21 protein-coding genes are annotated in these 18,563 nt (G+C 36.5%); 10 read left to right on the top strand and 11 right to left on the bottom strand.

The genetic code is table 11. The features are described from left to right. The first annotated feature begins 40 nt into the window (after positions 1 to 40). The 4 genes from lipB (at position 41) to QF044_RS03730 (ending at position 3,609) form a co-directional block, all read left to right on the top strand. The gene (gene lipB, locus QF044_RS03745) at positions 41 to 769 is read left to right on the top strand and encodes a lipoyl(octanoyl) transferase LipB (RefSeq protein ID WP_307263818.1); all 729 of its coding nucleotides are present in this window, start codon (positions 41 to 43) and stop codon (positions 767 to 769) included. A gap of 177 nt (positions 770 to 946) precedes the next feature. Beyond that, positions 947 to 1,996: a serine hydrolase gene (locus QF044_RS03740; RefSeq protein WP_307263816.1), complete on the top strand. Its 1,050-nt coding sequence runs from the start codon at positions 947 to 949 to the stop codon at positions 1,994 to 1,996. A gap of 280 nt (positions 1,997 to 2,276) precedes the next feature. Continuing rightward, the gene (locus tag QF044_RS03735) at positions 2,277 to 3,230 is read left to right on the top strand and encodes a protein-glutamine glutaminase (protein ID WP_307263814.1); all 954 of its coding nucleotides are present in this window, start codon (positions 2,277 to 2,279) and stop codon (positions 3,228 to 3,230) included. 100 nt (positions 3,231 to 3,330) lie between these two features. Beyond that, entirely contained in the window at positions 3,331 to 3,609 is a 279-nt protein-coding gene (locus QF044_RS03730) for a hypothetical protein (protein ID WP_307263812.1), read from the top strand. A 102-nt stretch (positions 3,610 to 3,711) separates the two neighbouring features. On the opposite strand, the gene QF044_RS03725 is transcribed toward QF044_RS03730, so the two are convergent. Continuing rightward, a complete protein-coding gene (locus QF044_RS03725; RefSeq protein ID WP_307263809.1) occupies positions 3,712 to 4,464 on the bottom strand; it encodes an SDR family oxidoreductase in 753 nt (250 codons plus the stop codon). Between the two features lie 233 nt (positions 4,465 to 4,697). On the opposite strand from QF044_RS03725, the gene QF044_RS03720 reads away from it, so the two are divergent. The 5 genes from QF044_RS03720 to QF044_RS03700 all read left to right on the top strand — a co-directional run bounded on the left by QF044_RS03720 (position 4,698) and on the right by QF044_RS03700 (position 8,053). Continuing rightward, the gene (locus QF044_RS03720; RefSeq protein ID WP_307263806.1) at positions 4,698 to 5,330 is read left to right on the top strand and encodes an NAD(P)H-dependent oxidoreductase; all 633 of its coding nucleotides are present in this window, start codon (positions 4,698 to 4,700) and stop codon (positions 5,328 to 5,330) included. 29 nt (positions 5,331 to 5,359) lie between these two features. Continuing rightward, positions 5,360 to 5,794: a MarR family winged helix-turn-helix transcriptional regulator gene (locus QF044_RS03715; protein WP_307263804.1), complete on the top strand. Its 435-nt coding sequence runs from the start codon at positions 5,360 to 5,362 to the stop codon at positions 5,792 to 5,794. Beyond that, positions 5,795 to 6,217, top strand: a complete 423-nt coding sequence (locus tag QF044_RS03710) for an organic hydroperoxide resistance protein (RefSeq protein ID WP_307263801.1) — start codon at positions 5,795 to 5,797, stop codon at positions 6,215 to 6,217. A gap of 199 nt (positions 6,218 to 6,416) precedes the next feature. Next, positions 6,417 to 7,097 (top strand): hypothetical protein, encoded by a 681-nt coding sequence (locus QF044_RS03705; RefSeq protein ID WP_307263799.1) that lies wholly within the window; start codon positions 6,417 to 6,419, stop codon positions 7,095 to 7,097. Between the two features lie 233 nt (positions 7,098 to 7,330). Further along, positions 7,331 to 8,053 carry an NERD domain-containing protein gene (locus QF044_RS03700; protein WP_307263798.1) on the top strand — a complete coding sequence of 241 codons (723 nt, stop codon included), beginning with the start codon at positions 7,331 to 7,333 and terminating at the stop codon, positions 8,051 to 8,053. A 60-nt stretch (positions 8,054 to 8,113) separates the two neighbouring features. On the opposite strand, the gene QF044_RS03695 is transcribed toward QF044_RS03700, so the two are convergent. The 10 genes from QF044_RS03695 to QF044_RS03650 form a co-directional block, all read right to left on the bottom strand. After that, the gene (locus tag QF044_RS03695; protein ID WP_307263796.1) at positions 8,114 to 8,743 is read right to left on the bottom strand and encodes a peptide deformylase; all 630 of its coding nucleotides are present in this window, start codon (positions 8,741 to 8,743) and stop codon (positions 8,114 to 8,116) included. A 113-nt stretch (positions 8,744 to 8,856) separates the two neighbouring features. After that, positions 8,857 to 9,099 carry a hypothetical protein gene (locus tag QF044_RS03690; RefSeq protein ID WP_307263793.1) on the bottom strand — a complete coding sequence of 81 codons (243 nt, stop codon included), beginning with the start codon at positions 9,097 to 9,099 and terminating at the stop codon, positions 8,857 to 8,859. Continuing rightward, a complete protein-coding gene (locus tag QF044_RS03685) occupies positions 9,092 to 9,730 on the bottom strand; it encodes a ChaN family lipoprotein (protein WP_307263790.1) in 639 nt (212 codons plus the stop codon). Before QF044_RS03685 ends, QF044_RS03690 begins: the two co-directional genes overlap by 8 nt. A gap of 238 nt (positions 9,731 to 9,968) precedes the next feature. After that, positions 9,969 to 10,997 carry a hemin-degrading factor gene (locus QF044_RS03680; protein WP_307263788.1) on the bottom strand — a complete coding sequence of 343 codons (1,029 nt, stop codon included), beginning with the start codon at positions 10,995 to 10,997 and terminating at the stop codon, positions 9,969 to 9,971. 4 nt (positions 10,998 to 11,001) lie between these two features. Next, positions 11,002 to 11,652 (bottom strand): class I SAM-dependent methyltransferase, encoded by a 651-nt coding sequence (locus QF044_RS03675; protein ID WP_307263786.1) that lies wholly within the window; start codon positions 11,650 to 11,652, stop codon positions 11,002 to 11,004. A 2-nt stretch (positions 11,653 to 11,654) separates the two neighbouring features. Beyond that, a complete protein-coding gene (locus QF044_RS03670) occupies positions 11,655 to 12,428 on the bottom strand; it encodes a heme ABC transporter ATP-binding protein (RefSeq protein WP_307263784.1) in 774 nt (257 codons plus the stop codon). Further along, entirely contained in the window at positions 12,428 to 13,468 is a 1,041-nt protein-coding gene (locus QF044_RS03665; RefSeq protein ID WP_307263782.1) for an iron ABC transporter permease, read from the bottom strand. The genes QF044_RS03670 and QF044_RS03665 overlap by 1 nt, the downstream gene beginning before the upstream one ends. Continuing rightward, entirely contained in the window at positions 13,452 to 14,330 is an 879-nt protein-coding gene (locus tag QF044_RS03660) for a hemin ABC transporter substrate-binding protein (protein WP_307263780.1), read from the bottom strand. Before QF044_RS03660 ends, QF044_RS03665 begins: the two co-directional genes overlap by 17 nt. A 21-nt stretch (positions 14,331 to 14,351) precedes the next feature. Continuing rightward, positions 14,352 to 15,479, bottom strand: a complete 1,128-nt coding sequence (locus tag QF044_RS03655) for an HmuY family protein (protein ID WP_307263777.1) — start codon at positions 15,477 to 15,479, stop codon at positions 14,352 to 14,354. Positions 15,480 to 15,492: 13 nt separating this feature from the next. Beyond that, entirely contained in the window at positions 15,493 to 17,598 is a 2,106-nt protein-coding gene (locus QF044_RS03650; protein WP_307263775.1) for a TonB-dependent siderophore receptor, read from the bottom strand. 93 nt (positions 17,599 to 17,691) lie between these two features. Between QF044_RS03650 and QF044_RS03645 the strand changes: the two genes are divergently transcribed. Continuing rightward, complete coding sequence (locus QF044_RS03645; RefSeq protein WP_307263773.1) at positions 17,692 to 18,510, top strand: T9SS-dependent choice-of-anchor J family protein; 819 nt, start codon at positions 17,692 to 17,694, stop codon at positions 18,508 to 18,510. Positions 18,511 to 18,563: the final 53 nt, after the last annotated feature.

The following is an 18,563-nucleotide window of genomic DNA, read 5'->3' as shown; positions in this document are numbered from 1 at the left end:
AAATAGTATGAAACTCCGATTTCATATAAAGAACAGACGTATGAATACAAATCAAAATAAATCAGTAGAATTTGAAGATCTGGGTATAAAAGAATATCAGCCTGCCTGGGATTATCAGGAAAGCCTGATGAAAAATATTATTGATACCAAAATAAAAAACCGTGATCTGCCTGCTGAAGAACACATTACCACGCCCAACCACCTTTTATTGGTAGAGCATCCTCATGTTTATACTTTGGGAAAAAGTGGTCATGAAGAAAATATGCTTGCCGGAATTGATAAGCTGAAAGAAATTGATGCTACGTTTGTCAAAGTAAATCGTGGTGGAGACATTACTTATCATGGTTTCGGACAGATCGTGGGCTACCCGATTTTAGATCTTGAAAACTTTTTTACAGATATTCATTTGTATATGAGGAATCTTGAAGAGGTGATCATCAGAGCGATTGGTGAGTTTGGTCTTAAAGGTGAGCGTTCACCGGGAGAAACCGGGGTTTGGCTGGACGTAGGAAAGCCTTATGCAAGAAAAATCTGTGCCATGGGTGTGAAAGCATCCCGATGGGTTACCCTTCATGGTTTTGCTTTAAATGTTAATACGGATATGCGTTATTTTGAATATATTATTCCTTGCGGGATCAAAGATAAGCAGGTAACTTCTGTAAAAAGAGAACTTGAAAGAGAATTGACAACCGAGGAAGTAGAACATCTGAAAGCCAGCATCAGAAAGCATTTTGCAGATGTTTTCGGAGCTGAGCTTGTTACTAAATAATAAAAATCTTAAAGAAATAAAAACCGACCGTAGCTTTACAGTCGGTTTCTTTATTTACAAATGAATCACGATTCTAAATTCTGCAGTTTTTTATTTCAAAGTTTTTTGATCCTGTATTATTTTAAAACTTAATTTTGGTCTCTTATAATATCACACCAACTCTAAACTTTTAAGCCAATGAAACCAGTTATCAGAATCTTCTGCGTTACAGCATTCCTTTTTTCAGCATCCGTATTTTATGGCCAAAGCAAAAATGATTATGCCAGACGCATTGACAGCTTAATACAGTCTCCTACCTCTCCCAGACATTTCAACGGTGTGGTCCTGATCACCCAAAACGGAAAAATGAAGTACTCGAAAGCTTATGGTTTCCAAGACAGCCGAACGAAAGTTCCTTTGAAAATGAACGATCAGTTTGAAATTATGTCCAATACCAAACAGATTACTTCCGTATTGGTATTAAAGCAATTTGAACAAGGAAAACTGGATCTGCAGGCGCCCATCAAAAAGTACCTTCCTTCCCTTACACAGCCCTGGGCAGATTCGGTTACTGTACATCAGCTCCTGAATCATACCCATGGCATTATTGATATTGAGAAACCTTTACTGTTTAAACCGGGTACAGAATTTAAGTATGGAAATCTGTCGAATATCCTTTTAGGAAAGATCATTGAAAAAACTTCCGGTATATCATATATCCGGCAGGCTACCGACCTGTTCAAAGAACTTCATCTGAAAAATACCTTCTGCTATTCTAAAGATAACCGCAGAAATCTTGTCTCGGGACATATGAATAAGGACAATAATTTTACTCCTGTTGAAAATTCATTTATCACTGATGAAAATATGCCTGCTGATGGCGTGATTAGTACAGCAGAAGATATGGCACTTTGGAATTCACTCCTTCATAAAGGGAAAATTCTGAGTTCTAAAAGTTATAAGTTCATGACTACCTCATCGGCTTTGTCGCAGCATGATGTATTTGGAAAAAAGGAATCAGGTTACGGTTATAATATACGTATTGTGAAATATAATAACATTCCATATTTAGGACACACAGGTCTGGGGGATGGTTTCGCATCTCTGAATGCATATGTTCCCGGTTCGGATGTAAGTATTATTGTCCTGGAAAACCAGATGGGCGAAGACAGTAATTTATATTATTATCAGGAAGCACTCATCAAAGATATTGTCTTGCAAAGCAGCCTGATGAAAAACAAGCCCTAATTCTTTGAAAATAAACCTATCCCGCCATTATCCTGAGCGGGATTTTTTATATATTCTATAGTATTAATTCATTCGTAATAAAAACGGCTTTCAGTTATTTAAAAAAGCAATTTCCATCCATATTTTTCAAGACAATTGAATTTTTATTAAAAAATAGTTTGTCGGTATTGTATTTTTATTTACTTTTAATATCACAATAAAGTGAACTATTTTTATTGTATTTTCAAAAAACGACACACCAAAACTTAATATTATTACAAACCACCAAACTATGAGAATTATGAAAAAATTAATGTTATCAATGATGGTATTTGTGGCAGCTCTGTCATTCAATGCCTGTAACGACTCTAACGCAGAGCAGCAAATGAGTCAGACTGAAACCATCAGCAAAAATCTTACGGACTTGGGAAAAACAGTACCGGTAGGGATAGAAGATGAAAACGGAACTCTGAAAGTTTCTTTCATTGTTACTGCACAGTTCTATACCATCTCGCCTACAAAAGAAAATGAAGAATACATCAGCCTGATCAGAGAAGCAGTAAAAAATGAAACGCCGATCCAGGTTTTCATCAAGCCTAACACCCACGAAATTGCAAAAGTAGAAAAAGGAAGCGCAGAGGATATCCGTTATTTTAAATCTGCTTTTACAAAAGAAGCTAAAAGTGAAACCAACAAGTTAACAAGTGTTCTTCCTAACGTAGCTACGCTGAACAGTATGTTTGCCCTGATCAAAAATCAGGCATGCGGAACATCTACTGCGTCTTCTCCATGCATTACATTCAGATATCCTGTAGATGGATGCTATGCAAGAGCTCATAAAATGAGACAAATCCTGAATAACAACGGCTACGACTGTGAAAAGCAGTTTGTGTATGGAAATCTAAGAGCATCTACAGGAACATGCTGCGTGTCATGGAGTTATCACGTTGCCATTCTGGTAAGCTATAAAAATGCATCCGGTGTTACCGAAAAAAGAATTATTGATCCTTCCCTGTTCTCCAGCGGACCTGTAACGGATACAGCCTGGAGAAATGCATGTATCAATACCACCTGCGGATCTGCATCAGTATCTACTTATGCCAACACATCAGGAAGTGTATACTACAGAAGCCCTAGTGCCTCTTATCTGTATGATGACAATTTAATCAATACCAACTGTGTATTGACTACATTCTCATCACTTTCAGGATGTTCTCCATCACCGGCTCCAAATGTTGGAGGCTGTGGATTTTAATTAACTTATATAGCTTCTGCAGATTAAAGATTAAATTGCAGAAGCTGTTTATAAATATTTCTCTATGAAACCCTGGACTTATATATTATTAATACTATTTATGATCACATCCTGTTCCGGCAGTTCAAGTTCACAGAACCTGACCTGGTATAAAAATTCAGTAATTACCAACCTTGCTGAAGATCCGGAAAAACCGGCAGAATTCATGCGTGTATCCATTGGAATAAGTCCTCAGGTCTTTTATCTTTCCAAAAAAAGTGATGGTTACAAAACACTTCTGGAAAGAGCTACTCAAAGTCACAAAAAAGGAAAAGCCTTTGATATCGGTATTGAGAATAATACCAATATCATCAAACAGGTCAATGAAGTTCATCAGTAACTTCTATTTCCAGACGAAATACTGCCTGAAGCAGCCTGATGAAGAAAATAATTGATTTCTTACAAAAATCCCCTGTCAAAAAAATGATGGGGTATTTTTAATTTATCTGATGATGGAAATTCCAGCATCCACTTTAATTTCTGTCCCGTGAATATAAGACGCCTCTTCTGAAGCAAGAAATAATACGGTATTGGCAATTTCTGCTGGCTCGCCCTGTCTTTTAAAAGGAATTGTTGGAATGATATCACGAACGGCATCTTCAATTTGTTCTGCATTCAAACCTGTATGACTAAAAATATTGGTTTTAACATGCCCCGGACTGACTCCGTTCACCCGTATTCCACGCTCTGTAAGTTCTACTGCAAATGTTTTGATAAAAGACTGTACCGCTGATTTTGCTGCAGAATAAACTGAAAAATTGGGCATGGCAATCTCTGTGGCCACAGAAGTATTGAATATTACAGAACTTCCTTTTTTCATCAACGGCAATATTTGCTGCACCGTAAAAAAAGGACCTTTCACAAGCACATTGAAAAGCTCATCAAAATGATTCTCATCCACACTTTCAATAGGAAAAAATTTCCCGAAACCGGCATTGGCAAAAAGTACATCAATGGTTTCCGTATATTTTCTTACCTCCTGCTGCAGATTCATAAGATCTTTCATACTTCCCGCATCAGAAACGATTCCTTGAGCCTGACTGCCCAATTTTTTTAAGGCATTGTTTACAGTTTCTTCGGTTCTTCCTGTAATGACTACATTTCCACCTTCGCTAATGAACTGTTGCGCTGTTGCGTATCCCATTCCATTGGTTCCCCCTGTGATCAGGGCTGTTTTGTTTTTAAATCGCTGCATTGTTTTTTTGTTTAAAATTCTACTGCAAAGTTTCAATTAAAAGACTTTTTAAAAAATCCGATTCCTGCTGAATTCTTTTTCTCCCTTCAGTTATTTCGTTTTTCTCTAAAATCACTATCAATTAAATCTATCAAAATTAAATTGTGCACAATTTAAATAGCTATACATTTGTACTGTGATTTTGATGTGCAGGTTTGAATCACATCAAGAAGTATAATTTTAAAATAAAATAAATGTCATTAATAGAAGATTTACAGTGGAGACATGCAGTAAAAGCATATGATCCTTCAAAAAAAGTATCAGAACAAGATCTTAACACCATTTTGGAAGCAGCCAGACTGGCCCCTACATCATCGGGCCTTCAGCCTTTCCGGATTATCGTGGTAGAAAACCAGGAATTAAAAGAAAAAATGGTAAAGGGAGCACTGAATCCTGAAGTGATGAGAGACAGTTCACATGTTTTGGTATTTGCTGCCTGGGACAGTTATTCGAATGAAAAAATTGATAAAGTATACGATCATCATACCGATGTAAGAGACTTACCAAGAGGACGCTTCAGCAGCTATACCGATAAGATCAAGGAAATGTATGGAGCTCAGACTCCTGAAGAACATTTTGCTCATACAGCACGTCAGACTTATATTGCATTAGGTTTAGCCATGGCACAGGCCGCAGAATTAAAAATTGACAGCACACCGGCGGAAGGATTCAGCAATGAAGTTGTGGATGAAATTCTTAATCTTAAAGAATTAGGATTAAAAAGTGTCAGCCTTCTATATCTTGGTTACAGAGATGCTGCCAACGACTGGCTTTCAACGATGAAAAAGGTAAGAGTTCCAATGGAGGAATTCATCATCAAAAAATAATATATTCAACAATCTTCATATCCGGCTTTATGGAAAATTCAAAATCTTTACAATTAGAAAATCAGATCTGCTTCCCGCTGTATGTGATTGCAAAAGAGATTACGGGACTTTACCGCCCGTTTCTTGATGAGATTGATATTACCTATCCACAATATCTCGTGATGATGGTATTATGGGAAAATGACGGTCTTGCAGTAAACCATATTGGCGAAAAGCTGTTCCTGGACAGCGGAACGTTAACGCCTCTTCTGAAAAGGCTGGAAAATAAAGGAATTATTGACAGAAAGCGAAAAAAAGAAGATGAAAGAGTGGTTGAAGTATTTTTAACGGAATCAGGGAAACAGCTGAAGCAGAAAGCCTGTGAAATTCCGGGAAAAATACAAAAAAAAATAGGTGTAGAGACGGAAGATCTACTTCATCTTAAAGAAACTGTTCAAAAAATATTAAACAAAATAGAAAAATAAATGAAAACGTTATATACAACAAAGGTAACCGCACAGGGTGGAAGAAACGGCCATGTAAAAAGTGAAAACGGTGTTTTGGATCTTGAAGTAAAAATGCCCAAAGCTTTAGGTGGTGGCAGTGATGATTTTGCGAATCCTGAAATGCTTTTTGCAGCAGGATACTCAGCCTGTTTTGACAGTGCCCTTAACAGAGTGATCAGTTTATCTAAAGTAAAAACCGGTGAGACAACAGTAACTGCCCAGATCAGCATAGGACAGATTGAAAATGGAGGTTTCGGTTTGGCTGCAGAGCTGGACGTGAATATTCCAGGAGTTTCTATTGAAGAAGCGCAGGAGCTGACTGAAAAAGCGCATCAGATCTGTCCGTATTCTAATGCGACAAGAGGTAATATTGAAGTGAAGCTTTCAGTGACGAATAACTAAGCTTAATTTCTTTAATTAAAATAAATCTGTTTCTTATGGGAGCAGATTTTTTCTGTTAAGCAGTTCTATTTTCAATTATCTTATATTTTAAATTGTTTTCAAGTCAAAATTATTTATTTTTATAGACTATATCATTTCAATTTACACAATCAGTAAAGTTAAGCGTTAGCATAAATTCTATAAACTAATTAAATAATCCATGAAAGCAATTAAAATTTTATCCTTTTTAATTCTAATTATTCTATCAGGCTGCAATAAGGTAGCAACAACATCTGAAGACAAAAAATCTGTTGAGGAAGTTCAGAAATTTTATGGCGGTTCAGTTGTAACGAATAAGGGTGTTGAGACTTTAAATACGCAAGCCAATGATTATTTTGAATTAATTATAAAGGATAGTAAATTAATAAACAAACAACCAAATAGGGCAATTTCCAATGCCGCCAATATTGCTTTTATCATTTTCCAAAACCAGAATCCGGATAATTACGATTTAATTAAGGCAAAAATAATATTGCCAGATGGTACTAGTATTTCTAAAACATTTTCTAAAAAAGAACTACAGGAAGTAAAAAGCATTTATCCTGAAATAGAAAAGTTTAATTCTTTTTTAACCAGTGAAAATTACAAAGGAATACTTGATATGTTTGATACAAAATTTAAACCTGAAGATCATCTTGTTTATGAAGCACTTTCTTCAATGAAATCCAAACTTGGGGCCATAAAAAGAATACAGTTTCAAGGATTTGAGTTTATAGATGACTCCAATTTGGGGCATACTATATTAATTAGAGAAGTATCTCAAAGGGATAACACTTTTCCTTTTATCAATGTAGCTTTTGACAGAAAAACAAAGAAACTTTTAAATATTGAATTTCCATAAGACCTGAGCTGTTAATAAATTTTAAAAAAAAGAGACGAACTAAAATTTAGAATTAAAGCCTATAGAATTGATTGCTTTTCTTACCGATTAAATATTTAATCCTTACTTTGTCACAGAATCACTTTTCTTATAAGCATCCAAAGGTTTGTAAGAATCATTTTCTCTTTTATCTGAAAATTAAGATCCCGAAAAGGTGGTCAATCTCAAAGAGCAGATAAATATATAAAAACAGCATGGATATTAGCTTTTTAATTATTTTTATTCTAGGCATCTTATTCCTGGTCATTAAATATTACACTCCAAAAATAAAGGGATATATTGGCGAGCGCAGGGTTTCTGAAACCCTTAAAAGATTAAATAATAAAGAATATATTGTCCTGAATAATATTGAATTAAAGATTAAAGGCTCTATTTCACAGATAGATCACATCATTGTTTCAGATTACGGAATATTTGTTATTGAAACCAAAAATTATAAAGGCTGGATTTTAGGCTATGAAAAAGACAGGTACTGGTATCAGGTTATTTATAAGTACAGACGTAAATTTTACAACCCTGTTTTACAAAACCAGGGTCATATTTATGCTTTAAAGCACGTCCTGAAAAATTATAAGTATTTGAGATATTACTCGATAATTGTATTTACAAAAAGAGCAACTCTTAAAACCAAAACATATACTGATGTGGTTTATACCAATAAGTTGGTCAAAACCATTAAAAAATATGATTCAGCTTATATTAACGAACGAACCAAGAACGAAATTGTCGCAACAATTCTCCATGCAAGAATAAACAACCGTACTGAAGATAAAAGAATAATAGCCAATTCTAATCTCAGCCGAAATATTTCATGCCCAAATTGTGGAGGAAACCTTATTAAAAGAAATGGCAAATATGGATTTTTCTGGGGCTGCGATAATTTTCCGAAATGTGAATATACAAGAAATATAAAGTAAAACCTATATCAAAACAGGATATGTAAAATGCAGGAAAAGAATGAATTCACCTAAAAAACATTATCTCGTTGTTGAATCACTCCTTTTAAAAGCATCCACTTTTTTATAAGAATCATTTTTCTCCTTCTCTTTTTTATCTGAAATGAGGATTCCAAAAAGATGGTCAATCTCATGTTGAAAAATAACTGCTGTAAATCCTTCCACAATCTCCGAATATTTCTGCCCTTTCAAATCAACATATTCTAACTGGATCACTTTGCTTCTGTAAAACTGGTCCCTGAATTCGGGAATGGAAAGATCACCTTCAGGACCGAGATTCTGTAGTTCAGATTTCCAGACAATCACAGGATTAATAAAATATTCCAGGGGATTTCCCTCTTTATCAAAACGCTGAACCCATATTACTTTTCTGTTGATTCCGACCTGTGGTGCTGCAATGCCTACTCCACCGTCTGTTGAAAGAAGAGATTCTTTCATTCTTTTCACCAAAGTTACAGTATTGGGATCAACCGGATCAATTTCTGTAGAAAGGCTTAATAAAGTTGTATGCTGATGAGAGTCTGTTGTCTGATAAATGGGTAATGCCGTGCTGACATTGCCTTCATTAATAATTGAAATTTCGTTTGATGTCAGTTTCTGGGCATTGATGAACCCTATAAAAAAGATGAACAGAAAAGATATTTTTTTCATTTTTATTATTTGTAGTATAAAGATAGAGATTGTATTTCAAATAGGTAATTGGGCTAAAGCCTATTTGAAGATTTACATAAAATAAACGGGCTAAAGCCCGTTTCTATTGATTTTTAAAATGTTTTCGTCATATCCGCCGGAATGATCAGGTTGAAATCCGTCGGGATGTAATCTTTTGCAGGCACTTTCAGTTCAGGATCTTCAGATTCAAAAACAGAAATCACGGCCATTTTAAGGTTTGGATTTTTCTGTTTGATGTACCAGTAAATTCCGCCAAATTCTTTGCTGTGATAGTTTCCGTTATAGTGAATAAACGTTTTTCCGGCCTGCATGCTTTTCAGGATAGATTCAGCCATGGTAGCATCTTTTGTTGCCTGTGCAGAAATAAAAGTTCATCACTTTTGTCCCTTCAGCATGATCACCCATCATTGCTTTCATTTCCTGATAACCCGGAGTATCCAGTGTAACTTTAATAGGAAGCTGAGCAATATACGTTTTCTCTTTTTCGCTTAATGCATTCAGAGATTCCAGGCCTTCTTTTGCTGTGTGGGAAGCATATTTCCTTGGAATATTGGTGGCAATGAAATTCAGTTTTTTAGCTTTGGCAAAATCTACCAATGGCTTGTAATCTGTCGCATAGTTGTTCCATAAACGGGCAGAATCCTTCAATGTTTTAGCATCAAATTTTCCTTCCAGATATTGGTTCAGCTGAGCCTGGTTATCTCTTTCAAACATTTCTGCACCCAGGATGATATGTCCGTTTTTCTTTTGAAACAGACCTTCCGTCACTTTCAGCTGAAGCCAGTGATTAATGGAGCTGTTATGATTTTCTCCAAAGAAAACTATATCATATTCAGCCAATTCTTTAATCAGCCTTTCTGTTTTTACTTCTTTTCCTTTTTTGTCATAAAACTGGTACGCTTTAAAATCCTGTGCGCTCAACGAACAGAAACCTGCCAGCAAAATGGCTATGAAAATATTTTTCATTATTATTTTATTTAAATACAAATTATACCAATGTTTTTACAGAGATATTACAAATTTGGACGTTTATTTTTAAACCACAAAGTCACAAAAGAGTTTTAGCGCTTTAGTTTTTAAGTTTAATAAATTACTGCTAAAGAAGATTAGATGTGTGCTTTATGATTTAAAATTAATGATTTCATAAAAAAAGACCGTCTTGAATTTAAAAAAACAAAACGGCCTAATAAAAATCATCTAATTATTATTGCTCTAATTCTGCAACAAGATCTTTCCACTCTTGAAGTTCAGGGATTCCGGGCTTTCTTTTTCCAAAGAACTGCACGATGAAATCTCCTTCTTTGTTGAATACTTCAATAGCCGTAACTTCTCCGTCTTCAGTAGGTTTTTTCACGATCCATGCTTCAGCGATTTTCGTAACATCCAGATGTAGATTGAAATCCGGATCCATTACATTGAACCACTGCTGGTGCCACAGTGTTTTCTTTATGTTTCCGGTGTGGATCTGGATAATTCCTCTGTTTCCAACGAATATCATGATAGGAAGGCCTTTTTCTGAAGCATCTTCCAAAACATTCACCACTTTAGCATTGTCAATCTTTTTAGCAAATCCTTCCGGCGCGAGTCTTAAAGCCTGTGTTCTGCTTACCCCGAATTTTCTGGTCATCATAAAGAAATCATGGGTATCTTTTAATTCAGTCCAGGCTTTTTTGAATCCTTCCGCATCAATTTCAGAATCTGCTTTTTCAGGAGCTTTTGGAGCTACTGGTTCAGCGGCAAACGCCTGGTTCTGATCTTCTTCTTTGAATTGTTCTACAATAGCATCGAAAGCTGCTTCATTACTGTCTTTTGTAAGGTAAATCTTATGAAGGGCAAGACCGTCTTTCCCGAAGAACTGAAGACTTTTCTTGTCTCCTTCCACTACTGCAAAAGCAAATTTCCAATGGTTAAGGAATATTCTAAGGTCAATATCTTCTCCTACGAAAAGCTGTGCATGGGGGCTGCTGAAATCACCGTTCTGGTAAATTCCTTTTCTTTCGTGTACACATTCGTCATTACGGGTAAGCGCCATTACTTTTCCTAACTTTTCAGCTTCGGTAAGGATAGCAGGAAATTCCGGGTTCAGAGCAGTTACTCCTTCTCCTATGCTTGTTGCCAGTAATTCAGCTTCGCTTACTTCTAGCTGTGCTGCAGCATTTCTTATTCTGATATGTGGATTTTCTGCTTTCAGAGCTTCCCATTTTTCCTTTAAATCATTTACTAACGTGCTCATTATTTTATTTTTTTATGGTTAAAATTGTATAAATTCTATGGATGGTTTCGTTTCCGGATTTGCTTTGTATATCTTCTTCTTTTTCAGAAATTTTCATTCTTTTGAAATAGCTTTGAGAAATCAGCTCTTCCATTTCGGAGTTGCTGTAGAGGTTAAAATCATACGCTGTGAAGGGCAGCGTTTCCATGAATTTTCTCTGTCCGAAGGCCATGACAAACGTTCCCTCATTCTTCAGAACTCTGTAGATCTCATTGAGAAATTCAACCGGGTTTTCCCAGAAATAGACGGTATTGACCGTGAATATTTTGTCAAAGGTTTTATCCTCAAAAGGAAGTTTTTTTCCTTCATACAATACAAAATCCGCCTGGTTTTCAAAGTCTTTGTTCAGCTTTTGGGCTTCATTGTACATGGTTTCGGAAATATCTACTCCTGTATATTTCAGGTTCTGGGCTCTGCTTAAAAGATTCTTCAGATGCCCTGCATTTCCATGTCCTATTTCAAGGACGTGTTCTTCATCTTCTATTAGGAGTGTTTTAACACTTTCTAATGTCATGCTGATATTGGTCGCATTCATCATCTCACCGATCTCTATTCCTTTTTCTCCCTGTGGATGGGCGAGATGGCAGGCAAGGATTTTTAATTCATCTTTTTCCATGGTTATCCAAAAATGATCATTGGGTTATTGGTAATTGGGTGTCCGCAGATGGTGCATGGGAAGTTGTAAGCCTGGCTTATTGTTTCGGCTGTAAATACTTCCTCCGGCGTTCCGTATGCGGAAACCTTTCCTGATTTCATTAATAAAATTTTGTCTGCAAACTGGGCTGCAAGATTCAGATCGTGCAAAACAACAATGGCGCTATTTACTTTTTTGGTGAATTTTTTAATAATCTCCAAAGCTTTATACTGATGTTTTATATCTAAATTATTCAGTGGTTCATCGAGAAAAACCAGTTTGTGGGCAATCTCGTTTTCCAGCTGAGCCATTACTCTTGAAAGGTGAACACGTTGTTTTTCTCCTCCGGAAAGGGTGTTGTATTCCCTGTCTTTTAAATGATAAACATCTGTTTCGTACATCAGTTTATTCATGGCTTCAAGGTCTTCTTTGTGCGGCTGGGAATCGAAGTAGGGATAACGCCCCATCATAACCACATCTTTTACCTCCAGGGGAATCTCGTTGGAATTGTGCTGTGAAAATTTAGATTTATGCTTAGATAATTCTTTCACTTCCCAGTCTTCAATGGATTTGTCTTTAAATAAAATTTTCTGTTTTTCCTGCTTTATTTCATTCGCCAAAACACTGAGAAGGCTTGATTTTCCGGCTCCGTTTGGCCCGACAATCGCTAAAAACTCTCCATAACCTAAAGAGACATCAACGCCTTCAAGAATGTGAAAATCCTTGTGAAGATAATTGATCTGATGTGCTTTTATCATTAGAGTGATTTTTTAAATTTAATTAAAATAGCGATAAAAATAGGGCCTCCAATTAATGAAGTTAAAATACCAATAGGCAATTCTGATGGTGCCACAATGCTTCTGCTGAATGTATCGGCTATCAGAAGTAAAACACTTCCTAAAACGGCTGACAATGGTAAAATAAAGACATAATTTGATTTAAATAAAAGTCTTAAAATATAGGGTACAATAAGCCCTACAAAACCTATGGTTCCTGAAAATGCAACACAGGTTCCCACCATTAAGGATGTGATGATGACAATCTGCTTCTTCAGTTTTTCCACATTGATTCCCAAGTGCTGGGCATCTCTTTCGCCTAGCATCATTGCGTTGAGTGCTTTTCCTTTTGGCAGTAAAACGGTATAGGAAATGATCAGAACAACTGCCAAAACGATATTTTTTGTCCAGGTTGCTGCGGCAAGGCTTCCCATATTCCAGAAGGTAAGATCTCTCAACTGTTCATCTTTTGAGATATAAATAAGAAATCCTGTAATGGAAAAACCGATGGACGTAATCGCCACACCGCTTAAAAGCATCATGACAACATTGGTTTTTCCTGCACTTGTAGAAATCCTGTAAACGAGCATCATAGCTAACAAGGCTCCTAAAAAAGCTGAAATACCCACGAGTGAAAACTGTACCACTTCAGGAAGATAATGCTTGAAATGTCCTCCTAAAATAATGGCAATTGCCGCAAGTAATGTAGCTCCGGACGTTAAGCCTATCGCTTCACCCGTCGCTAAGGGGTTTTTAAATAATCCCTGCAGACTGGTTCCCGAAACGGCAAGCATGCTTCCTATCAAAATCGCCATGATAATTCTTGAAGCTCTTACATCCCAGATCACATATTTATCGCTTAAAGATAAGCTTGGGTCACTTTTTATATACAGCCATAAAACCTTGAAGGGTGACGTTCCTCCAAAATCATAGACTCCTGTATTAAGTGCCAGTACTGCTATAATGGCAAGCAGTACGGCACCTATAGTCAGATAAAAGTATAGTTTACTTTGTGTTCTCAATTAAAAGTTTGTTTAATGCTACTGCTGCTTCTCCTAGTCTAGGTCCGAAACCTGAAACCAATCCTCCATCCATTGCGATGATCTTTTTATTTTTACCTGCGTTGGTCTGCACTACACCAGGCATTTTAAGAGCTCCTTCATTTCCTCCGGCTCCCTGAAGGCCTGTTTCAAATAAGAATAAAATATCCGGATTAGCTTTTACAACGGCTTCAGGTGTTAAAGGCTTGAAATCTTCAAAATCATTTACAGCATTTTCTCCCCCTGCGAGACCTATCAGTGCTGCCATTGGTGTATTTTTACCTGAAACCATGAGCATGTTTCCTCTGGCATAGATGAACAATACTTTTGGTTTTTTAGCGATGGGCTGAATTTGTTTTAAATCAGCATCAATTTTGTCGTTTAATCTCTGATAATCTGTGTTTCCAATAGCTTTTGCTACGTCGGCGATCAGTTTTTTAGTTCCGTCTACCGTAAATTCCTGTTTGAAAACCTCAGCCTGAATACCCGAAGATTTGATCTTGGTCAGCAATTCAGGGTTGATATCTTTTTCTGAAGCCAAGATTAAGGTAGGATTTACCGCCATGATTGGCTCAATGGTCATTGATCTTACGTGTCCCAGGTCCTTAGCTGTAGCTTTTAATGTGGCCGGATAAGTACTGGTAACGTCTGTTCCCACGATCTCTTTTTCGTGACCCAACGCACTTACGATTTCCGTAACTCCTCCACTTAGCGTAACGATCTTGTTATTGCTTTTTGGAGCTTCAGAAGATGTTTCTGTTGTATTTTCTTTTTTAGCGCCTTCTTCTTTTTTGCAAGAATATACGGCCATCAGAATGGAAGCTGCAAGAATGATTTTTTTCATGATATACTATTATTTGATTTATTATAAAGGTTCAAATTCAAAATTAGTGTTGCCTCGATGGCCATCTTTATCTTTCATGGTGTTGAATCTTAGTTTAAAGTAAAATCCTTCAGCATCCTTCAGAACAAAGAACCTGTTGGCATATACATGGGCCAATGGGTTATCCGTTGTTCCGGTCGTGGTTCTCCATTTATCACCAAGAGCTCTCTGGTCATTAAAAATAAATTTAGTCTGATCTATGTCATTTAGATTAAACGAATTATAAGCCTTATCAAGGTTTCCTGTGGGAGTTACCTGATATACGCCTACCCCATTAAGCGTATTGGTGACGATAAAATCTGCAAAAAAGTAGCTTCCTGCACTTACTCCGGTAGAAGGATCTACCACTTCATTGGTAAAAGTGGTGAAGCCCAGATCCCAATCTTTCTTTTTAGGCTGGATCTTTACCGGTGTACCTGTATTAAAGCTAAAAAAAGTGAAATTGTAGTCTGTGTCTTTTGTAATTAAATACTCCTTATATTCTTTGTCATCTATGTTGGCATAGCGTATTTTATATCCATTAAGTGCGCGGAAGATCTGAATTTTCTTCCACCCTCTTGCGGTTCCTGAAAGATTGACGGATCCCGGCCCCACATTGTCAGCAGACGGAACATCTCTTCCCAGATTTAGCAGATAAACCGGGTTTTCGGCATCATTCTCTTTAATAGGTTCTATTCCTGAAGTCTGGGTAAGAAAATTGCCATTGGGATTATCTATATACTGCAGGTTGGCTGGATTAAATGTTCCTACCATAGCCGTACTTTTAAGAGTTGCTACATCAGCTTCTGTTACCGATTTGATATCGGTCGCATTTGGAATTTTCGCCACAGTCATGGCAATAGATCCGTTAATCACAACATGAAATCCGTCTCCGGTATAAAATCCAAGATCCCAATTTGTTCTGTTATTGATGATCTGATTGACTTTTTTTGTTTGGGGATTTACATCACTTAAATCAATCCAAACCTGATTGGGCTCACTAGCACCTCCTATCGCAACATCTGCAACAGATCCAGTTATTGGTGGCGCAGGAACGGAATCTTCGTCAGCAGAAATACATGATTGTAAAGTAATGATTGAAAAAAGAGTAAATATTTTTAGGTACTTCATAATAGCAGCTTTTTTAAAATTGATAGATTAATCTTGCAAAATAACTTCTTCCGTAAAATAAATTAAGACGGTCTGCAGCTCCGTTGTGGGCAGTTCCCGGATTTGCTGTAGTATTTAAAGTAGTTACATCAAATATATTCTTCACTCCCACAGAAAGTTCCATGTGATCTTTCCAGAATGGCTGACTCACGATAAAGTCCATCATGTGGAAATCATCCACTTTTCCAATCCTGAAACCGGCAGCTTCACTTTCCAATACATAATTTCTTCCCGGGCCTGTGTATTTATAATATAAGGCAAAGCCTGTATTGACATTTTTCAACTTATAGGTTGCTGATGCTCCGGCCTGCACAAGATATTGATAATCTGTAGGTGATGTATGATTCAGGCTGTTCAGATTGACAGAAGTACCGCTTACAGAACCTCTAAGGGAAAACGCAAGCTGATCTTTTCTAAAGTCAATATTTGCGGACAACAACATATTCCTGTATTTGTCCATATTCATATATTTGTAAGTAGAAGGGTCTTTTATCAGTACCATTTCTATTCTATCCTGTACATTGAGGTATAATGCATTCACACTATATGCAATATTCCAATCTTTCGCTGTAAAATTCTGATCCCAGAAAGCACCTGCTGAAAAACCTTTTTCAGGATTTAAATCAGGATTACCCTGTACGTCATGGTTGATATTAACGAAGTATGTATAAAGCTCATCGTACGTTGGAAAACGGTTGGCAGTCCCGGCTACCATTCTTAGGTTGGAGGTTTCAGAGGTTTTATATCTTGCAGACAGAGAGTAATTAAACTGGTTATCAAAATTTTCACTGACTGAAAGTCTTGCTCCCGGCCTGACTGAAAATTTATCTGAAATATTCCATTCCGCAGAAAGAAAGTTGGAATAAGTAAAAATTTTCCTTTTCACGGCTTCACCAAAAAAGTCTCCCGCAATCAGGGCTGCATATCCATTGGTATAATCCAGTTCATAGCCAAGTTGAAAGTCAAAAGTTTTACTGTTAAGAAAATTACTGAACATTCCTCGTGAATAAATCACATCTGTTTTATAATAAGATTGGTCTTCTCTGTTGATTCTGACTTCCCTGTTGGGAATATCATAATTATATTCATGGTATTTTCTGTTCTGGTTCTGATAAGAGAAATCTCCTATATAACGAATATTTCCAATATTGGTCTGAATATTAAACTGGTGAGCCCACCGCTTGGTATTATATTCTCTGTCCATGCTTTCATAAAGTGCCCCACCCATTCCGTCATTTAGAGGAATTCTGCTAACTTCCGGGTTATAGAAATTAAACTTCTCGTACAGGTAAGAAAGTTTATAGAAAAAAGAAGTTTTATTTTTTGAATATCTGATCAATGCAGAAGTGTCGTATTGATCTTTAGGATTCCATTCATACCCTCTTTTATTGTCTCTTTCAAAATATTTATATCCTTTACTTTCTCCTTCATACCCCATAAACTGGTTGTGGTTGAAACTGATATTGGCAAACCAGTTGTCACTGATATTATAATCCAGGTTAATATTCTGGATGTGCCTTCCGTTTCCTTTTTTCTTCAGGTCATAGTTATTTCTTACTGTTTCTTCCTGGAGAGAAGCTCTAACGCTTATTTTTTTATTATTTGTTTTCTTTGTAATAATATTAATTACTCCTGCTACTGCGCCGTTACCATATTCTACCCCCATGCTTCCCTTTACAATCTCTATTCTTTCTACATTATTCAAAGAAAGCTTTGTAAGGTCAATATTACTGCCCAGGCCAGTATCTCCTACTACGGGAATATTATCAATCAAAATTTTCACATAATTGCCATTAAGTCCCATCATCGTAGCGGTAGAATTCCCTGAGCGGGTGTCAGGAGTAATCTGAATATTAAGAGTCTGATTTAAAACATCCGCCACATTGGTTGCAGCCATATTCTTGATCTGCTGGGCATCAATAACTTCAACTTTATATATTGATTTATTAATGGATTGCTGTGTATATTGTCCTGTAATAACAACTTCCTCTATTTTTTTATTTTTAAGAGAATCTTTTTCTTGTGCGTTCATCCAAAAGGCTATGGATAATGATAGAACGGAAAGCACTTTCTTCTTCATAGAGTAAAAATTTCCGCAAATATAATGCTTTATTTAGAATAGTTAAAAATAAATACTTATTTTTGTAGAACAATTCTAAATAAAAATAATGTTATGAAATTAAAACTACTTTTAGGGACATTGATGTTTACGGCTTTTACAGCGAATGCGCAAGTATCGACACTTAATGAGAATTTCAATAATTTTACGATCGGAACCACCACATTCCCGCAAAGTGGCTGGTCTGCAGTAGTTGCACCTATAACGGGAGCTTTCCCTCCTGCTCCGCCAAGAATGATTGTAGCAGCCCTTGATACGGACAACAGTCAGAGATTTATCCAGTCTTATGCCGGTAACAATGCTACCACACCTTCTTATCTTATTACGCCTCTGATTGATAACGTAACAGGAAATAAATCTTTAACATTCACCACTACATTGGTATCTCCGTCTCCGGGACCCGGAACCATCCAGATAGGATTAGCAACAAGCACGACTGATATGTCGACTTTTGTGGGTCTAGGAAATCCTATCAATGTAACTACTGTTGGAGTAATTCAGAACATAAGTGTTACTATTCCTTCGACTACAGGTTCTTACATTGTTTTTAAATTTACTCCAAGTGCTGCCCACGTCGCGATCCAAATTGATAATGTGGTGTATAATACCTCTACTACATTAGGAGTTAACGATATTGCTAAAGTAAAAGAAAACTTTAAGTTTGTTGTCAATGCAGACCATACTGCTTTAGAATTTATTTTTAAAGCGGAGCCTAAGAACATTGAAATCTATTCTGCCGGAGGACAGAAAGTAGCTGAAGGAAAACTGAAAGGACAGAAATTTGATATCAGCACACTTCATACAGGAGTTTACTATATGCTTGTTGAAACTGCTGAAGGTTCAGTAGTAAAATCTAAGTTCATCAAAAAATAAGGTTTATTAAACATAAGCTTTATAAAGCCGGCTGGAATTCTTCCAGCCGGCTC

Origin of the sequence: Chryseobacterium sp. W4I1 (assembly GCF_030816115.1) — a bacterium.
Taxonomy (GTDB): Bacteria; Bacteroidota; Bacteroidia; order Flavobacteriales; family Weeksellaceae; genus Chryseobacterium.
The sequence above is the reverse complement of the archived record's forward strand: the minus strand, read 5'-3'. Positions and strand labels throughout refer to the sequence as shown.